The 19,955-nt window shown below is 59.6% G+C and carries 6 protein-coding genes; 1 reads left to right on the top strand and 5 read right to left on the bottom strand.

The features are described from left to right. Positions 1-85: 85 nt before the first annotated feature. From PG897_RS07255 to PG897_RS07240, 4 genes are all read right to left on the bottom strand, one after another. Positions 86-1,348 (bottom strand): primase-helicase family protein, encoded by a 1,263-nt coding sequence (locus PG897_RS07255; RefSeq protein ID WP_270828810.1) that lies wholly within the window; start codon positions 1,346-1,348, stop codon positions 86-88. 239 nt (positions 1,349-1,587) lie between these two features. Further along, complete coding sequence (locus PG897_RS07250) at positions 1,588-2,058, bottom strand: hypothetical protein (protein WP_270828809.1); 471 nt, start codon at positions 2,056-2,058, stop codon at positions 1,588-1,590. A gap of 52 nt (positions 2,059-2,110) precedes the next feature. Then, positions 2,111-2,374, bottom strand: a complete 264-nt coding sequence (locus tag PG897_RS07245; RefSeq protein WP_270828808.1) for a hypothetical protein — start codon at positions 2,372-2,374, stop codon at positions 2,111-2,113. A gap of 155 nt (positions 2,375-2,529) precedes the next feature. Continuing rightward, positions 2,530-4,374: a recombinase family protein gene (locus tag PG897_RS07240; RefSeq protein ID WP_270828807.1), complete on the bottom strand. Its 1,845-nt coding sequence runs from the start codon at positions 4,372-4,374 to the stop codon at positions 2,530-2,532. A 17-nt stretch (positions 4,375-4,391) separates the two neighbouring features. Between PG897_RS07240 and rimO the strand changes: the two genes are divergently transcribed. Next, positions 4,392-5,720 carry a 30S ribosomal protein S12 methylthiotransferase RimO gene (gene rimO / locus PG897_RS07235; RefSeq protein ID WP_270828806.1) on the top strand — a complete coding sequence of 443 codons (1,329 nt, stop codon included), beginning with the start codon at positions 4,392-4,394 and terminating at the stop codon, positions 5,718-5,720. 147 nt (positions 5,721-5,867) lie between these two features. Here the strand turns inward: rimO and rtxA are convergent, their stop codons facing one another. Then, entirely contained in the window at positions 5,868-19,949 is a 14,082-nt protein-coding gene (rtxA, locus tag PG897_RS07230) for an MARTX multifunctional-autoprocessing repeats-in-toxin holotoxin RtxA (RefSeq protein ID WP_270828805.1), read from the bottom strand. Positions 19,950-19,955: the final 6 nt, after the last annotated feature.

Raw genomic sequence — 19,955 nt, 5'->3', positions numbered from 1 at the left:
ATTGGGATTTTCTTGGGATTTTTACTGGGATTATTGGGATTTTTTGGGGATGTGGAGACAATAAAGGCCACCCGAAGGCAGCCTATTAGAATGAACACTCATCAATTTTGTTAAATGCCTCGGTGTTTAACCACTTGGCTGCATCTGCGGGCTTTGTGCTCTTGTGAAACCAGTATGCTGAACGGGAAGGTGCGTTATTTACTTTTTTCTGCATGAAACCCCGTTCTGTCAACTTGGATTTAATGAGGTCTTTAGGCTCATCAAAAGCACTGTAAAGCGTTGCCGGAGCGAAGGCTAACCGTCCCTCTAACCACACGTCAAGGGCTTCTTCCAAGACGCTTTGGGAGGCACCTATCATGCCCTTTAGTGTCTCGGTCTGGTGGATCCGCTTGTGATGAAATCCGTCCAGGCTGTATGACATGAAATAATTGTAAACAACATCAAGGCCACCAGCATCTAACCAATCTTCCAGAGAGTCTATAAGGCTTTGTGTTTCTTCTCGGGATCCCGTGTGCTCAATCCTTCTCGGGACGTACCAGCGGCGTTCATCGGGGTCGAGCCGGAGGGGTCGGTATTCATTGCTGGCAAAAATTATCCGGCTGAAAATTTCAACTGTTCTTTCGGCCTCATACTTCTTCTCTAACACTACATGAGATTCGGAAAGAATGCTCTTGAGCTCTGTCATGGTTGCGTCAGATTTGCTTTTAGCATCGTCCAGCATTACCAGCATGGACTCTGCCAAGATCCCCGAGAATTGACCTGTAAGGCGCTTAAACGAGTTGATGAGTTTTGTTTGCTTACACAGTAGCGGCGTTAATATCGAGTGGAACAGAAAGCCCTTGCCAGTGCCAGTGTCAGACGTTAACAGTAGGTGCCAACTTGGGCGCTCCTCAGGCCGTTGAAACATGTGGGCGAGCCACTGAGTCACAATGTGACGCTCTTCTGGTTCAGGGAACAGGCGAAACATAAAGGTTTCAAAGGGTGTTCCGGTTATGCTAGATATTGTTGTGCTGGTAGGCTCGTATGATTTATAAACGTTAAGCCTAGTTAGCCCTGATGGCTGGGGAATGTGTAGAGGTGCATTGGGTTTGAATGCCGTCCCGATCACAAAGGAGAGGCGTTTCTGCAATTCAAGAAACAAGTCGGATGGAATGCTGGTTTTATCAATGCCATTCTGGTTGCACCAGTGACAATAGAGGGGGGTTACTGCATGATAGCCAAGGTGATCGTGATCCCGAGTGCTATAGAGTTCGGGGCCGTTAGGTCGATTCACAAACACGAATCCGCGATCTGAGAGGGATTGGGCAAAGGCGTCAATTAGTTGCTGGTTGTCTTGGTTGTCTTGCATGGATTCTCCTGATAACTGGATAGTAACTTCAGCAGCTCTTCTGCTGGTACGTTTGTAACAAGCTGGCGCAAAAAGGACTGTGCAGATTTGTTTGTTGATTGCATAATGATTTTTATGTTCTCATCGGCTCGTCTGCCGAGTTCAAGCTCTATACGCATAATTTTATCTCCATTGAATCTAAATTAAAATAATTTGGCAGCCAGAAACAATATAATATCTGACCACCAGAAACAAGGATATTAGGACAATAAAAATTCCTTTAGCTGCCGCGCCATGGAAGCTCGGTCATCAGCAGCCTGCTGTGCTGCCAGTGCTTCACGTTCTGCTGCGGCCTCAGCGATTAACTGGTTGACACGATTCTCAATTTCTCTTTCAATTTCTTGTCGGTATTCTTCTTCAATTTCTGAACGTAATTGATGTAGCTCTGATTCAACCACAGCGGCTGGTTTGTTTAGTCTGATGCGACACATACCCAAGCCAGATGAGTAGAAAGCATGGGGGCTTGGTTCATAGCGATATCCCTCAAGGATCTTGTTCTGAACATCAACCATAACAATATGCCCGTGGTCATAGCATTCAATGAAAACTGGATGGCGCAAAATCGCAAGGTCGATGCGCTGCTGTAGAATTGATGGGTCAGGCTGGTATTCTTTTTTAATTTGTTGGAGATATTCTTTAATTTTAGGGTCGATGTATTTCTTAGTAGTCATGTTGTTCCTCTGTTTTTATTGTTAATTGAGCCATGGGGCTCGGTGCTTTGCACTATTTATTATTGTTGTGTTTAAATATGGCGGTAAAGTAGGGCATCCCAGAATCCCAATGCTTTAAAACAAGTCCATTTTTTTCAAAACGATCAAGCATGGCTGTTAGGTTGCTGTGCAAGATGTTTGGAATAAGCTCGAAGATATCGCGGCGTGAAATAATTGGATTGTCTATTAGGATCTCAATCAAACGTAGTTGTGGTTTGGTAGCTCTTAATCCATAGGCGTTTAATGTAGCTTTTAGCTCTTGGTTTTCATCTTTCATTATTCCTCGTAATTTATTGATGGAAATAAAAAAGGCACCAATGAATAGTGCCTGTTGTTGTTACACAATAATTATCTTATCTGTAACTGTTATATTATATTAACATATTTTCATAAATTATTCAATAGTTACAACTGTTATTTTTAATATATTTTTTACTTTCGTGCTTTTAGATCTTTATTTAAAACTGGTGCGAAACGTGACAATATCGGTTGCATTTTCGACCATTGCTTTTCCTCTAACTCATTGATTTTAAATGTTAAATCAACAAGTTTATTTAGGGTTGCCGGATCTATGGTTGCACGTATCTTCTCTATTTCATTAAGGTCTTGTGCTGATGGTTCAAACAGAGTTGAGGGGAAAGATGGCTCGGCTACAGCCGTTGGTGCGATGTTAGGATCCCCACTATAAACAACAAAACTATTATCCTGTGATTCAAAGGCTATCATGTAAGTTTTATCGTCTTGCTTATCTAAATAGACATTGGCAAATAAATTTCTGATTGTTTCTCTCAATTCCTGGCGCTTCGGGTGCTTAATGTCATTGATAATTTGGCTTGTTAGATTATCAAATAAAAAATCAACAATTTGTTCGGCGGTCTGTTCTCTATTTGTTTTCAAGGCTACAATTTCATTTACTTTCTTCAATTCAAGTGTAATTGTTTCACGTTGTGATTGGAGATTGCGGAGGTTTGCAATAGTAGAATCAAGATTGATTCCCGCACCGATGACCGCTTCAAAGTTTGAAATTTGAGTATTGATGTTTGATAATGTTTCATTTAATTCTGTAATTTTATGCTGGTATTGGTCACTGTTAGACATTCCCTTTAGTTTTAAATCAATGAAATTTTTTAGCAATGGGAACACCAGTAACCTTTCTGCAATCGTGCCGTCCATACTCCATGGAACACAACCTTTTTGGGCCTTGCCTGTCTCGCACACATACCGGATTTTGTTTCTATGAGTAAAGAAACTCATAGGGCCACGGCATTTGGCACACCGTAAGATATTCAAGCCGGATAATAAGGATATTGTGTTATACTGCTTATTGCACGTTATCTTATTGTTTTCTTTAATACTTTTCAGGTTTATGAAGTCTGACTCAGATATTAAAGGAGGATAGTAATTGTTTAATGTATAAGTTTTATTTTGAATGCTTATGACACGCTGACCAAACAAGGCGGGATTGTCCCGCATCTTTCTAAGTGCGGTAATGCTCCAGCCTTCGGCCCTAATGGTGCCATGCTTGTTTTTATATTTTAGTGCTGGTGGGCATTGGTAGTGATCGTTTAGATAGTTGCAGACACGGTACGAGCCCCAACCTTGTAGGAACAACTCTACAGCCTTCTTGGCTGCTGGTGCATAGGTGGCATGTAGTCTAACTGATTCGTACTGAGCGCCACTATCATCAATCCAGAACGGGTGCTTACCTGCGGCTTTAATGTTGACTGGCAAACCCTGATGGTGACGGTCTATCAGTGCTAACACATTCTTATTTGTTCGGTCTGATTTCGTCTTTGATTCTTCGTGAGCCCTACTAAACAGGAGGATAGATAACATCAAATCCGTTGGATTCGTGTTTACAGTTTCGGTGGTGTAGATCCGGCTATCAATGCCTGTGACGACGGTTAAGCCAAGACGCAACAGTTTGAGAAACAATTCTTGAGAGTTTGTGATAGCTTGGCGAGACAGGCGATCTAGGTTCTCGACATACAGCCACGAGTCTGAAGGGATAGCGCCACCCTCAACGGCTGCAATGAATGCACCTAAAGCGCCCTGTGACGCATTTGCGCCACGATAGGCACTGACACCACTATCTAAGACTTCAATGAAGTTTAAACCGTGTTCTAATGCGAACTGACGGGCTTGTGATACCTGTCGGGCATGGCTTGTGCCCTGTCCCTGCTTCTCTGAACTCCAACGAATATAACTGTATAAATTTTGGCCTTTGTGGTTTTGTACCATTCCTGTAAAATCCCGCGCCTTATAGACATGATGCAATGTGAGCTCTCCCCTTAATGACTAACACAAAACACGCACCGAAAGTAGGCTTTGTTTCTTTAGGTTGCCCCAAAAACCTGGTCGATTCCGAGCGCATCCTGACCCAGCTGCGTACCGAAGGGTACGACGTGGTGCCCAGCTATGACGATGCGGAGCTGGTGGTGGTCAACACCTGCGGCTTCATCGACAGCGCGGTACAGGAGTCGCTGGAAGCCATCGGCGAGGCCCTGGCCGAAAACGGCAAGGTAATCGTCACCGGTTGCCTCGGCGCCAAAGAGAACCAGATCCGCGAGATCCACCCCAAGGTGCTCGAGATCACCGGCCCCCACGCCTATGAAGAGGTGCTCGGCCACGTCCACAAATACGTGGAGAAGCCGACCCACAACCCCTTCACCAGCCTGGTGCCGGCCCAGGGTGTCAAGCTGACCCCCCGTCACTACGCCTATCTGAAGATTTCCGAAGGCTGCAACCACCGCTGCACCTTCTGCATCATCCCCTCCATGCGCGGGGATCTGGTGAGCCGCCCCATCGGCGAGGTACTGGCCGAAGCCAAGCGCCTGAAAGAGGCCGGCGTGAAGGAGATCCTGGTGATCTCCCAGGACACCTCCGCCTATGGCGTCGACGTCAAGCACCGCACCGGCTTCTACGACGGCATGCCGGTCAAGACCAGCATGGTGGCCCTGTGCGAAGAGCTGGCCAAGCTCGGCATGTGGGTGCGCCTGCACTACGTCTACCCCTACCCGCACGTGGATGACGTCATCCCGCTGATGCGCGACGGCAAGGTACTGCCCTACCTCGACATCCCGCTGCAGCACGCCAGCCCGCGCATCCTGAAACTGATGAAGCGCCCCGGCACCGTCGAGCGCACCCTGGAGCGGATCCAGAAGTGGCGCGAGATCTGCCCCGAGATCACCCTGCGCTCCACCTTCATCGTCGGCTTCCCCGGCGAGACCGAAGAAGAGTTCCAGATGCTGCTGGACTTCATCGACAAGGCGGAGCTGGATCGGGTCGGCTGCTTCAAGTACAGCCCGGTCGAGGGCGCCAAGGCCAACGAGCTGCCGGATCCGGTACCGGAAGAAGTGCAGGAAGAGCGCTTCCAGCGCTTCATGGAGCTGCAACAGCAGGTCTCCATCCGCAAGCTGGCCCGCAAGGTCGGCAAAGAGATGCTGGTGCTGATCGACGAGGTGGACGAAGAGGGAGCCACAGGCCGCTCCGCCGCCGATGCCCCCGAGATCGACGGCCTGGTCTACCTGAACGGTGAAACCGGCCTCAAGCCCGGCGACATGGTCAAGGTCCGTATCGACGAAGCGGACGAGTACGACCTGTGGGCCAGTCTCATCGACTGATCCCCGATAAGCACCAATAAAAAGCCAGTCAGCTCCTGACTGGCTTTTTTGTTGGTGCCTGCGCCGCCCCCGTTTCGGATGCGACAGGCATAAAAAAACCTGCTCCGAAGAGCAGGTTTTTACCTTACGGGAGGGAAATCAGGTTGCTCAGGCAACCCGTCCCTTGCCCTGGATCACATCACCCCAGGCCGACTGCACCAGGCTGTTGGCCTGGCTGTCGAGCCGGTTGAGCAGGCCCATGTCGCCCGCTTCGGGGGCGAAGTTGCTCATGGCCTGGATCAGGTTGTCCACCGCCTGATGGGAGAGCGCGCTGTAGCTGCGCTCGCCGTCAGCCTGCTGCTCGCCAAGCCCGATCACCAGCTGGGCCCGGTTGTCGGCGAAGTAGTTGCTGAAGGTGGCACTGCCCAGCTGCTCGAACTTGCCCTGCTCGCTGGTGCCATCGGCACGACGGTTGACCAGCAGTTGCAGATCGTAGCCGCTGCGCTTGAACCAGAGATCCCGCCAGCTGACATCGTTGAAGACGATGAAGTCCTCCTTGCCGATGTCCTGCACCAGGTTCTCTATCACGGCGCCACTGAACACGAAGCTGTCGACGCCGGTACCACCGCTGAACTGGTTCTGGTAACCGCCCAGCACCAGCAGATCATCGCCGGCACCGCCATCGAGCTGGCTGAACTTGGCGACCTGGTCGGCGATCAAGCGATCCCGGCCGTCACCGCCCCGGATGGTGGCGTGATAGCCCATCAGCTTGACCTGGTTGTTGCCATGCTCGGCCAGCAAGCGGTTGTGATTGCCAAACACCATGGCAAAGTCGTCGCCCTCGCCGAGCCGGATCTGGTTGTGATGACCTATGGTCACCGTGAAATCCTGATCCGCGCCGGCATCGATCTGGTTGTAGTTGCCGGAGGTCACCAGATAATCCTGGCCGGCGCCCCCTTCCACTATGCCCTCTTCACCGAAGATGAAGGCCTGATCGTTGCCCTCGCCCATGAAGGCGCGGTTGACACGGCCGGCCAGCACGGCGACGTCGTCACCCTGCCCGCCGAACATCATGTTCTCCCGTCCCATCATGATCCCGGTGTCCTGACCGGCGCCGCCGGTGAAGATGTTGGAGGTGCCGGTGGCGTAGAAGACATCGTCCCCACGACCACCCCAGAAGTTGTTGTTGTCGCCGAGGTAGGCCCCCAGATCCTTGCCGTCTCCCCCCCAGTTGAAGTTGTAGTTGCCAAGGGAGATATGCATGTCGCCATCTCCCTGCAGATGGCCGCTGTTGCGCAGGAAGTCGAAGGTCTGCTCCTTCATGTTGAGCAGATCGGCCGTCAGGTTCTGCTTGAGGTTCTTGGCCAGCGCCACCACCTCCGCCTGCTTGTCCCGGTTGAACAGGGTGGCAAACAGGTTGGGCAGGCTCAGGGCGTTGAAGCCGAAGGCCCGCTCCTCGGTGGCGGATGGCAGCGCCGCCGGCTTGGCCTCGTTCCCCTGCTGCACCGTCACGGTCCCGGACTTGGCCTCTTCGGGCGCCTCGTCCTGCAGGCCGTGGGTACGGGCAAAGCTGCTGAGGGCATCTTCCCCCAGATCCAGCCCGGCCTTGAGCTGATCGAGCCATTTGGCCGGATCGGTCAGGCTCTTGAGCTGATCGCCGCCAAACTCGGCGATGACCCCCAGCATCTCCTGCAACAGGGCCGGCGCATCGATGGCCGCCCCATCACGGGCCACCAGCTGGCCACGGGCGTTGTAATCCACGCCGAAGATATCCGCCAGCGTGGTATCGGCCCCCACCCCAGCCAGACGACCCAGCAACCGGTTCTGCAGCTGGCGCGGCAGATCGGTCGGGGTGAAGGTAAAGGTGGTCTTGGCCTGCCCGCTGGCGGTGAACTCCTGGGTCATCAACCCGAACAGGGAGCCCAGGTTGGTATCCAGGATCGCCTGGATGTTGTCACCGAACACGAAGTTCCAGTTGCCCGTGGTGACCTGGATATCGGCCCCCTGACCGGCAACGGCAAAGTTGAAGACCAGCTTCTCGTTGGCCTGGCGCAACTTGCCCGCCCGGTCCAAAGGGCCCTGTGCACCCTGGCCACCGCCGGAAATGCGCTTGTTGAACTCCTTGTTGAGGGTCGCTTCCAGGTCGCTCTTGAGCCCGCGACTGCTGCGCTCGTTGCCGCTGTCCAGGGTGGTGAGCGAGCCGTATTCGACGCTGCTGGTCTGATCCAGACCGGCCATGTCGGCCACGAACTTGTTGGCGCCGGCCAGGGTCCACTGATCCCACTGGCTGGCAACCCAATCCGGCTTGGCACCGTCACCGGCGATCTGCTGCAGGGCACCGGCAATGCGGGCGGCCCCGTCAAACGGATTGACCAGCGGCGGAGTGGGGATGGATTTCTCCAGCATCACGATAAGATCGTTGCTGCGCCCCAGGTTGAAGCTGACGTTGCGTTGCCCAACGAACAGCTGGGCCCCTTCCAGCGCCCGGTAGCCGGCGATGTCGACGCTGTGTTTGCTGTCGCCATCCCCGATGTGCACCATGACGTTGTTGTCGCCGAAGGCCAGCGACTTCATGCCGCCCGTGCCTACCTTGACCCCCAGGTTGGTGGTCCCCCAGTTGAGGGCGGTAAACTCGCCATCCCCCACGTTGACCTGAACGTTGCCGGAGTAGCTGACCGCACTGCTGGTCTGGCTCGATGCCGTCTCCGGCTGGCGCTGTTTCTCGGGTGCAACGAAGGTCTCGTCGTTGTCGGCGATGGCGCCCCGGGCACGGCTTTCGCCCTCGCTCTGGCCCACTTTCGCCAGGTCGATGTCCCCTTCAGCCACGCCGCCGCGCACCCGCTCGTTGTACACCACGGGTTCGCCGGCGTCGTTGAGGGTCAGCACCACCTTGTTGGCGGCAACCTTGCGGGCCCACACATCCGCCTCACCACGGGTGTGCTTGCGACCCCCCTGGTCCACCGCCACCTCGCTGCTGCGAGCCGACACCTGGGTACGGATCCCCTCGTTATCCAGCGCCTGGATGAAGCGACGGGCAAAGCCGGCCTGCAGGTCGTCGCTCACCAGGGAGCAACCCACCAGGCTGACGTGACTCGGTTTGGTGGCCACGCCGGCCTCTTGTTGCAGACGATCGCCCAGGCGGTGCAGGCGCCCGGCCAGCTCGTCGGCACTGTAGCCACTGAGGCGGCTGTTGTTCTGTCCATCCTCATCGCGGCCATGGCCGACCACCTGCCAGCGGATATTGCCGGCCAGCTGAGCCGGATCGCCATAGACCACCCGATAGTTGCCATCTGCATCCAGCTGCACCACCACGCTGTGGTCGGGGTGTTTGCCGGCCAGGCTGGCCGCGGCCTTGGCAGCCACAGGATCATCTTCGGTCTGGATGATGATCTGGCTGGTGAAGCGGGTCTCGCCCCCCTGGTTGCCCGGCGTCACCTCAGGTTGCTGCCACTGGTTGACCCGCTGGTTGCGAACCGGCTGGTCCGCGCCATCCAGCGCCGCCGGCGGCGTCCACTTCCTGCCGACATCGGCGTACTCGACCCGCTGACTGACATCATCCGCCTGCAGATGGAAGCGATTGTCCGCATCCACCTTCAGGGCCGGCAGCCCCAGGCGATGGGTGATGCCGGGCACGAAGCCTTCGATCCCCTTGTGGGACGCCAGGTGCGCACTGCCGTAGATGGCGACGAACTTCTCGCCGGCTGGCAGCTTGCCCAATACCTCGACGGCGACGTTGTTGGCCGCCCCGGCCCGGTACATCAGGCCGTGCTCGGTGCCGGCGATGGCGGGTCTGGCGGTGCTGCCATCGTCCAGCGCCACGATCCGCATTCCCCGCTCCCGGGCCCGCTCGAACAGGGAGGGCTCCAGGTGCTTGTTCTTGAGCATGCTCGTCAGCTCGGGAGACATCTCTCCCCCCGCCAGATAACGGTCGATCAGCGGCTGAGCCAGCTCACTGCGCAGGTGTTCCAGAGCGATGACAGTCACCCCCTGGGTCTTGAGCGCATCCATCTGCTCGTTGACGAACCGCAGACCGTTGACGTCGCTACCGTGGGTTTCGCCGATCAGCAGACCGTTACGGTTATCCAGCAGGCGCGACAGCTGTCCGGCCAGCGTGCTCTCCCCGTCCAGCTGGTTGTTCAGCGTCCGCAGGGCATCGCCGCCATAGCGGGCATCCCAGGCCGCCACATCGGTCTGCTTGCTGCTGTGATAGATGTTCTCGACCTGTGCGATACGGCGGGACTCCAGCTCGCCGAGGTAACGGCGGTCACCGAACTTGTCCAGCATGATGAGCTCGGCGGAGAGCTCAGATCCGGGTGCTGCCTGCTTGGCGGCCTCCTTGATGAAGTAGACCGCCATCTGGGCGGACTGCTCCCCCGTCATGTCCTGCAGCTCCTGGTAGGAGTAACCCAGATGCAGCACCTTGCGGGTGTCGTCCAGCACGGCACGGCTCAGCAGTCCCTCCCCCTGGGCTTCGCTCAGCCACTTCTTCAGATTGTCATGCTGTTCGCCGAGGACGACGTGGAATCTGGCCTCAAACGGCAGATCCGCCGGCACGACCCCCCGGTACCCAGCCTTGGCTGCCAGATAGGGGTCTTGCGCCGCCCAGTGCAGCACCATCTGGGTGAGACCCGGATGCTGGCCCTGCGCCTCTTCGGCGGCCTTGCCGATAACAATGGCAGCCAGGTCCGGGCGGGTCTTGGCCAGCGCCGTCACCTCGGCCTGCAACGAGGCCAGCTCGCCGCGATAGAGATTTCCGTGAAGCTGACTCTGCAGCTTGCTCAGCGCCGGGTTTCTGCCGGAACCTTCGTGCTTGACCAGGTAGTCGTCGATCAGATTGTTCAACCGCAATGCGGCTTCTACCTTGGCCTGTCCGCTGGCACCGTGCAGCGTGGCGAGCTGATCCAGGATCTGCTGATAAGACTCGCCAATGGGCTTGGCAAAGACCTGGGCAGCTTTTTTCAGCTCTTCCGGGCTGTAGACGTCGGCAAACAGCCTGGCTGTGCGCTCCGTCACTCCCGTTTTGCCCGGCAGCTCCGCCATCGGACTCTCGTCAAATACCGGCAACTGCAGGATCTCCTGCAGGGTGACCTTGTTGGCCAGATCCTTGGATGGCTTGAAGCGGGCGAGCTCGGCGCCGTTCATCTCGCTGACCCTGAAGAACAGCGGCTTGCCATCCGGCCCCGGCTTGAGGTGGTAGCCATTGGCCATGTCCAGCCCCTCTTTGCCGAAGAAGCGGGTCATGTAACGACTGAACTTCTCGGCGGAGGAGAATTCGACGATGCCGGCATTGGGATCGTAGAAGCCGTAGATCCGGCCAGACTCTCCCTGCTTGGCCCAGGCCGCCATGGCGTGGCCCGGCGCATCCAGCTCCAGCAACACGGGGGCATCGCTGCCCTTGGCAGTCAGCTTGGTGAGCACGGTATCGAGGGAGATGGCGTTCTTGCCCTCCCACTTCTCCTTGACGATGTCGTACTTGATACTGCGCAGGCTGTCGTAGTTGTAGGCGGCCGGCGTGTTGGTGTGGATCTCCGCCAGGCTGCCCACCAGCTTGCGGGCGTTGTCCAGCTCGGTAGCCGAGTAGCGATCCGGGTTGTTGATCACCGCCGCTGCGGAGTAGAGCTTCTCCATCATGCGCCGCGCCAGATCGGGTTGCCCCTCGCTCTCCAGCTGCTTGGCGACCAGCACCAGCTTGGAGAGGGGATCGCAGCGCCCGCCGAAGCCGTCATCCGCCAGATTGAGCAGCAACAGCTGGGGAGCCAGATGCTCTCTGGCATATGGATCCGTGCCACCTTGCGAGGCCACGTCGCGGAACAGACGGTTGGACTGCTCAATCCTGGGTTTGATGGTGCTCTTGAGCGCCCGGTTTTCGATCTCCCAGGCCAGCGCGCCCTGTTGCTGTGGCGTCAGGGTCGGCTGGACGAACAGGTCCACCAGCTGGGTCATGCTCATGTCGGACTGGAAGCCCTCGACCACCTTGCCGGCCAGCCCTTGCTGATATCCGGCCAGGAAGGCCTTGGTGGTACGGATGTCTCTGGTCGCCCCGTTGCTGCCCACCTGTGGAGTGAGCGCCTCCTGGTAGCGCTTGAGATCGCGTCTGATGGCCTCGATGCCCTTGAGCGGTGCCTCAATGTCTGCAGCCGGCGGCGTGCGGTTGAACAAGTCACCCACGATCTGCTCGGCGTACTGGCCCATCAGGCGGTTGCTGGCCAGATGGCCATAGAAGGTCTGCTCACCGCTGACCTGATAACCAGCCACGGCCAGCTTGGCCCGCAGTTTTTCCCCTTCGCTGCCGAGCCCTTCGTTGTCGGTCAGCAGCATGATGGGCGTGCTCTTGGGCAGGCCGTCGAGGTTTTTCTCCACCGAGAAACGACCGTTGATCGCCTTGGCGATCGCCCCCACCAGACCGCCCGGATTGGGCAGCTCGTGGGCCTTGATCGCCTTGCTCATGCTGGGCATGGGGCGATCGAGCAGCAGCCCGCCCACCGGCTTGCCCTGCTCTGCGGCATAACGGGCCAGATCGGCGGCGATGGGGCCGCCCATGGAGTAGCCATGGATCAGGATCTTGCCAGGGGCCACCCCACGCTCTTCCACCAGATAGCGGAACATGGTGCGGGCATCCTGATAGACCCCCTGCTCGCTGGGACCGCCATCGCTGGCCCCATAGCCGCGCAGGTTGACCGCCAGCATGTCGATGCCCTGCTTCTGGTAGTGGCTGCGAACCGCATCGGCCTGCTCCTCGGCAGAGGAACCCGAACCGTGCAGGAACAGCACCACCTCGGGCTTGCCATCCTGCGACGTCCCTGGCCGCTCGGCCCCCTTGTGCAGGTAACCGGACAGACGGCCGGCATCCCCTTGCAGGGTCACCTGCTCGGCCTCGCCCTTGCTCACCGCATGGTCGAGCAGTTGGCGGGTGATGTCGCCCACCTGGCGCCGCTCATCGCGGGTGCCGTAGAGGTTGTCGTTGAGGAAGCGGGTCAGCGGATTGAGCGGCTGCTTGTCCAGCGGCGCCGTATCGGCATCCGCCGCGCCCGGGCTCTGGTCTCCCGGCTTGTGGCCACCCAGGGCCTGCAGTCCGTTTGCATCCTCCGCTTGATGCTCGGCGGTGAGCTGGCTCCATGCCTCGGCATGGTTGGCCATCACCCACTCGGCCTTGTGGTTGGCAGAGGCCACCTTCTTGGCATTCTTGACCGGCGGCAGCCCCTGGCTCTCCCGATAGGCCTGATACCAGCTGTCGAAGTCCGCGCTCTGCTCGACCAGGTTGTTGACCGCCGCCACTATGGTGCGGCGACTGACCGGGTCGAACTGGTCGAGGGTCTTAACCTCCACCCTGGCGGTCGACTCCGACTTCGGCACAAACTGGCTCAGCTCGTTCGGCACCTGACGGAACTCGAACAGGATGGCAGGCTCGGGGTGCTTGCCATCCCCCGTGGTGGCATTGTTGATGCCATGCCCGGCCACCTCGCCACCAAACTTGAAATAGTCATAGATGTTCTGTGCCAGCGCCGGTGAATAGGCCGACTTGAGGGTCGCCAGGATCTGCTCGGACACCAGCTTGCGGTCATGGGCACTGAGCAGCGCCAACATGGCCACCGGCTTGGTTCTTGGCAAGATTTCCCAGGCATTCTTCACCTTGGGATCGGTCAACCCCTGGGCGTTGGGCGTGATCCCCTCGGCCAGCGGATCCCAGTCATTGATGTGAATGCCGTATTCCCGGGCCAGATCGGCCGTCTTGCCGTAAATGGAGGTGAGGTAGGCAAACACATTCTGTGCGGTGGCCGCATCCTCCCACTGCACATTGGCCGTGTTGGACAGCAACAGCTCCTTCAGCTCGGGGTGATACCAGGGAGCGGACTCCAGCAGCCGGATCTCCTGGGACGAGCCGGTACCAAACGCCTTGGCACTGACCGCCACGGTCGCCTGCTGGCCGCTCGGCGTCATGCCGATGGTCTGTCCCTGACCGTCACGGGCGGCGCCATTGCCAGCGGCGATCACGTGGTTGGCATTGGAGATGACCAGGGTGAAGCGACCATCCTCGCTCACCAGATCAGAGAGCCTGGTGTGGTTGGTCTGGCTGATGTGCTGGGTGAACTCTCTGGCAAGCCAGAGCATGGCCTCCTTGCGTGCTTCCACCGCCTGCTGGTCCTGCATCTCGCTTGGGTAGGTCACCAACTCGATGGTATGGGTCTGCCACTGGCTGATCCCTTTGACATCGCTTATTCCGGCGGGATTGGTGTACCCCCCCTGGTTCATGTCCTTGGTCAGCATGAACAGCGGGTTGCCTGCCGCGTCGTGCACGTAGCCAAACTTCTGTGCCGAGTTCTTCGGCAACGCCACCACCAGTCCCGTCAGCTCGTTCTCGATGCCGATGGAGGAGCCGTTGAAGTGACTGCTGAACTCAGGCACGGCCTTGCTGCCCGTGCGGGGGCCATGCAGGCCGGTGAGATCCACGGCCGCCGTGGCCAGTACCTCATGCTGCTGCACCGGCTTGGTCGCCGTGGCTGTCGCCTGCGCCTCCTCCTGCACCAGGCTCGGTGTTGGGGTCGGCGTTGGAGTCGGGGCCACCGGCGGTGTCGCCTGTTGACGGATCCCGGCATTGATCTGCAGGCGGTTGACCGCCGCCAGCGCCCCGTCGAGGGCGGACTGCTCCTGCTCGCTCAGCCCGGTGGCAGTGTCGATGGCCGAGGGTTGGACCTCATCAGGAGCCGACACGGTGCCGACGGCAGGCACATCCAGCTCGCCGGCCTGCGGCAGGGGCTGTGCGGTGACCGAGGGCTGGCCGGGCTGGGCACCCTGGCGGTTCGGCTTGTCGCCGCTCTGCTTGAGGCTCGCCGCATTCTGTTTGGCCTGATTGGCCTGCAAACCGGCCTGGCTGGCCGCCTGCTCGCCGGCGAGCTGCGCCTGGCTGGCACTCGCTTCGCCCTGCTGCTGTCGCGATGCAGCCTCTCCCTGGCGAGCCAGCGCGTCGAGACGGCGCTGCTCGGCCTGGGCGGCCCGCTGCTGGCCAGCCGCCTCGGCGTCACCTTGCAGCTGTTCGCTGCGCTGCTGACCCGTCTTGGACTTGGCCAGCGCGCTATCGACCTGCTGATGCTGCGCCTCATGGCGGAGCCTGGCATCTTCGATCGCCGTGCCGGCCGTGCTGCCGGCATCGTCCAGATCTTCCTGAACCGTGCTCAACAGGTGGTCGGCAAAGCCGGTGCGCCAGTGCTGGCCGGACGGCTCGCTCGCCGCGTCAGGGGTTCTGACCTGGTCAAACTGGCGGGCCAGCGTATCGAGCTGCGCCGTCATGTCGCGGGCTTCCGCCTCGATGGCGGCACGCTGCTGCTGGCCATTCTCCGCCAGCTTCTGCTGGTCGGTAGCCTCCAGCTGGGACTGGCTCTCGGCGATGGCGGCCAGCTGCTGCGCCTTCTCCTGCTCGAGCCGCTGTTTGTCGGCATCGGCACTCGTCTGATCGCCTCTCGCCCGGGCGGCGTTGTCGTCTTGTGCCAGCTGGGCGCTGACCTGGCCTATCTCGGCCTTGCCGGCGGCGGTGGCCACCACGTTGTCGAGCAGGTAGCCAAGGCCGTTGTTCTCACCGGTGCCGCGGAACGCCAAGGTATTGGCCCCCTCTCTGGCCGTCAGCGTCAGCGCCTTGCTCTGCCAGCTGCTGGCGTCCCCTTCGCTGGCAAACACCCGCTCGCCATTCCACAGCACCTCGATGCCGTGTTGCAGGGAAATATTGGCCCGACGGGCAAAATCAAATGTCAGGTTGACGGTCTCGCCCGCCTTGAGGCCGGCAAGATCCTGGGAAATCTGGGTATTGCGGTCAGTCGACAGTTCGCTGACCCGGGCACCGTGCCCGTCGGTCGCCAGCCCGTAAGTGGCGGCGGAAAAATCGGCCTCGATGCCGGCGCCGGCATGTTGCCAGCCGTGTGCACCCTGTTCGAAATCGCCGTTGACGATGAGGTTCTCGCCCCCTCTGGCCAGCCCCTGCTCATCGAGCTGCAGCGCCTTGTCCATGGCCTGCTCGTCGCGCTCGCCGGCCTGGCTCACCTTGCCGGTCAGACTGCCGGCCAGGGAGGATTTCACCTCGCTGATCTCGTCCAGACCAAAGCCGCTCAGTCCCTGTACCTCGCCCAGGCTGGCCGCTTGCGGGGTCTTGATCGGGCCATGTTCATCGCCCTGCACCAGATAGTTGATGGCCTGGTTGCCCGCGCTGCCGAGCAGGGTCTGCTTGATGTTGTCAAACAGGGTGCCGAGCTTGTTGCTGCTGGTATTGCTGCTGGCGATGGCCAGGCTGTAGAAGTCGCCGTTGCCGATCTTGATGGCCACGTTGTGGCGGGCATAGGCGGCCGTGATGTCCAGCCCGTCGCCGATCTGGACATTGGCATTGCCCTTGCCTTTCATGACAGCAACGTTGAGGCCGTTCCCCACCTTGGTGTTGAGGTTGTAATCACCCCAGGCCAGGTTGACGGTGGTGCCGTCACCCACCTTGACGTTGTTGTTGAACTTGCCGTAGGCGGCCGTCACGCTCAGACCGTCCCCGACCGTGGTGGTCTGGTTGACCTCCCCCTTGGCGAGGGTGACCTGGATGCCGTCCCCCACCCGGGTGACGATGTTGGCCTTGCCAAGCAGCGCCTGATAGCCTTCGCCATCCCCGACCTGGGTCACTATGTTCGCATCGCCCTTGGCCAGCACGACCTGACGACCATCCCCCACCTTGGTGATGACGTTGGCCTTGCCCCAGGCGCCGGTGTAGCCGTCGCCGTTGCCGATCTGGGTGACCAGGTTGGCCTCCCCTTGCAACACGGCCACTTCACGGCCATCCCCCACCTTGGTCAACACGTTGGCGCGGCCCTTGGCGAAGCTGTAGCGATCGCCGTTGCCGACCTGGGTCAGCAGGTTGACGTCACCCCAGGCGCCCTGCACCACCAGCCCGTCACCCACCTTGGTGATGAGGTTGGCGCGCCCCTTGGCCAGGCCTATGGTACTGCCGGCCCCGACGTGGGTCATCACGTTGCCCACCTCGGAGATGAGCAGGCCCACCGTGGTGCCGTCACCTATCTTGGTCAGCAGGTTGCCCTTGCCCCACAGCACGCCAGCGGTGGTGCCATTGCCCACATGGGTCAGCACGTTGGCATCGGCCTTGGCGATGGCGCCGAGGAAGTCATCCCCCACCTTGGTGATGATGTTGGCCTTGCCCAGCGCCAGCACGCCGGTCAGACCGCTGCCGACATGGGTCACTATGTTGGCCTTGCCGAACAGGGCTGCCAGCGTGGTGCCGTTGCCCACCTTGGTCATCACGTTCAGCTCGCCGGCAAACAGCCCCAAGCTGGTGCCGTTGCCGATGTGGCTGTAGACGTTGGCCTTGCCGATCATCAGCGCGGCCGTCAGGCCATCGCCTACCTTGGTGAACAGGTTGGCCTGCCCCAGCATGGCGGCGAAGGTCTCGCCAGCACCGACGTGGGTGAAGACGTTGGCATTGCCTACCATGGCGGCCAGCGTCATGCCGTTGCCCACCTTGGTCGCCAGATTGCCCTGGGCCAGCATCAGCGCCACGGTCAGGCCGTCACCGATATGGGTGAAGACGTTGGCCTTGGCCACCATCAACGCCAGCGCATTGCCATCGCCGACCTTGGTGAAGACGTTGGCCACCCCGCCCATCAGGGCCCAGGCATCACCTTGGCCTATCTGGGTAAACAGGTTGCCGGCGCCGATCATGGCGGCAATCGCCGTGCCGTCGCCCACCTTGGTAAACAGGTTGCCGGCGGCCCCCATCACACCCAGGGTGTCGCCATTGCCGACATGGGTCAGCACGTTGGCGCCCCCCAGCATCACCGCGGAGAGATCACCATCACCGACCCGGGTCAGCACGTTGGCAGCCCCCAGCAGCAGCGCCTGGGTATCCCCCTGACCAATCTGGGTCAGCACGTTGGCGCCGCCCCCCAGAATGGCCTGTACCTTGCCGTTGCCCTTCTTGGTCAGCACGTTGGCGCCCCCCAGCAGCACGGCGCGGGTATCGGCAGCCTCGTCCCCCTGGGTGACGTGAGTCAACACGTTGGCCCCGCCCAGCAGTCCGGCCGTCAGCTGGCCCGCGCCGAACTTGGTCAGCACGTTGGCACCGCCCACCGACAGGGCGTCGAGCCGGCCGTTGCCGACCTGGGTCAGCAGGTTGAAACCGCCCCCCGCCAGCCACACCCCCTGGCCATCGCCCAGCTGGGTATGGGTGTTGTAACCGCCCAGCATGACCACCTGGCTGTCGCCACGGCCCTGCTGCACCGAGATGTTGCCATAGGCCAGCAGACGGGCCAGGTACTCGCCATCCCCGCTGCGCACCAGCACGTTGGCCGCACCGGCGGCATAGACATCCATCCGGCCCTGGGCCCCCTGGTGGACCAGCACGTTGGCAAGGCCCGCCCCACGGAACACCAGGTCGCCACGTTGACCGCGCTTGATCAGCACGTTGGCCGCACCGGCACCGTTGAAGTGGATGTTGCCCTCGGTCACGTCGGATTCGATGACGTTGCCGCCACCGGCGCCGTCAAAGAAGATGTCACCCTTGCTCTTGCCGCCACTTTGCTGACGGGGCAGCAGCAGCTGGCTGGAGAACTCGCGGGTGGCCGGCAGTCGATCCGACACGGCCGTGACGGTGTCGAGCTGGTAGTGTACCTCGCTCAGGGAGTAGCCCCCCGTCCCCATGGCGGTGAAGCCGGTACGCTCCGATATGACCTGATCGGCCAATCCCGCCAGGTGGTTGCCCTCCTTGTACCAGGCCTTGGACAGGTACTTGAGCGCCCCGGTCTCCCGGTCGTTGGCCAGCTCCACCACCACTATCTTGGTGTAGGGGCCAAGCTGCTTGGCAAACACATAGGTGTTGGCCTGCACCCGGGATTTCAGCGCGCTCACGTCAACCTTGGTGCCATCCTCAAAAATGGCGTAACCGCTCATCTTGGCGCTGGAGAGCGTCACGTCGGCCGCCGCCACGTTCACGCCGCCACCGTAGTTGATCCAGCTGTTTTCGGTCAGATCCGCTTCCACCGCCTCCAGCTTGATGCGCTGGCGCCGCTCGAACACCAGATCGCTCAGCCGATAGGCGCCGTCGGTTTGCGTCGAGATGAAGCCGTTGTGCTCGTCGATCTGACGACCGGCCAGCCCGTCGAGCTGGTTCCCCTCCTTGTACCAGGAGGTGGCGTGATAACGCAGTGCACCGCTCGCGCCATCGTTGGAGAGCTCTACCCGGTTGATCTTGGTGTACATGCCATCGAAGAAGGCAAACAGGTAGGTATTGGGCTGCAGGCTGGACTTGATGGCCGTGACGGCCTGGGACTGGTTGATCCAGCTGCCGCCCATGGTGGCGGTAGTCAGCGCGATCTCGTCGGCACGGGCGCCGGCGAAGGGGGAGCTGTCACTGTCCGCGCCCTTGCGGGAGAGATGGTTGTAACCCCCCGCCCCCTTGAAGTGGATGTTGCCCTCGGCCACATCCGACAGCAGCCGGTTGTAGCCGCCGGCCCCGTTGAAGTGGATGTCGCCACGGGTCTGCAGGTACTCGTCCTGCTCGTTGCGCAGCCGGGAGAGCTCGTTCCAGCCGCCGGCCCCGTTGAAGCTGATATCCCCCTCGCGCCCCTTGCGGAACACCTTGTTGTAGGCACCGGCCCCGTTCAGGGTGATGTTGCCGGATTCCACCAGGGAGCTGATGATGTTGGCCGCACCGGCCCCCGAGAAGTGGATGTTGCCCTGCGAGCCCTGATACTGGCTGTGCCAGGTGCGGTCCAGCTTGTTGGCCGCCCCGGCGCCGCTGTAGCTCAGATCGCCGCGGTCGGTCTGGTGCCAGAGCTTGTTGTAGCCGCCGGCCCCCTCGAAGCTGACATTGCCGCTGATCCCCTTGCGGGTCAGGAAGTTGGCCAGCGCCGCCCCCTGATAGCGGATGTCGCCGTCGCGCCCCTGGTGATCGATGTTGGTCGCCCCGCTGGCACCGGCAAAGTGAACGTTGCCGGACTGGGACTTGCTGATGTCGGCGTAACCCGCCGCCCCCTTGACGGTCAGGTTGCCGGAGTCGTCAACCACCTTGAGATAGGCGGCACCGCCATAGACGCTGTCGTTGCCCGTACCGGTATAGACGGTCGCACCGATGGATCCGACCCGGATGGTGTCGTCACCACCATAGGCACGGATGACGCCACCGAAGCCATAGGCATCGATATCATTGTTTCCGTCATCTGCCGTGTAATTACCGGTAAAGAAGTACTCAATACTTCTCCATACACTCTTTCCCATGTATTA

The sequence above is a fragment of the Aeromonas sp. QDB20 genome (genome assembly GCF_027707805.1).
Classification (GTDB): Bacteria; Pseudomonadota; Gammaproteobacteria; order Enterobacterales; family Aeromonadaceae; genus Aeromonas; species Aeromonas dhakensis.
This window is presented reverse-complemented; position numbering and strand designations above follow the sequence as displayed.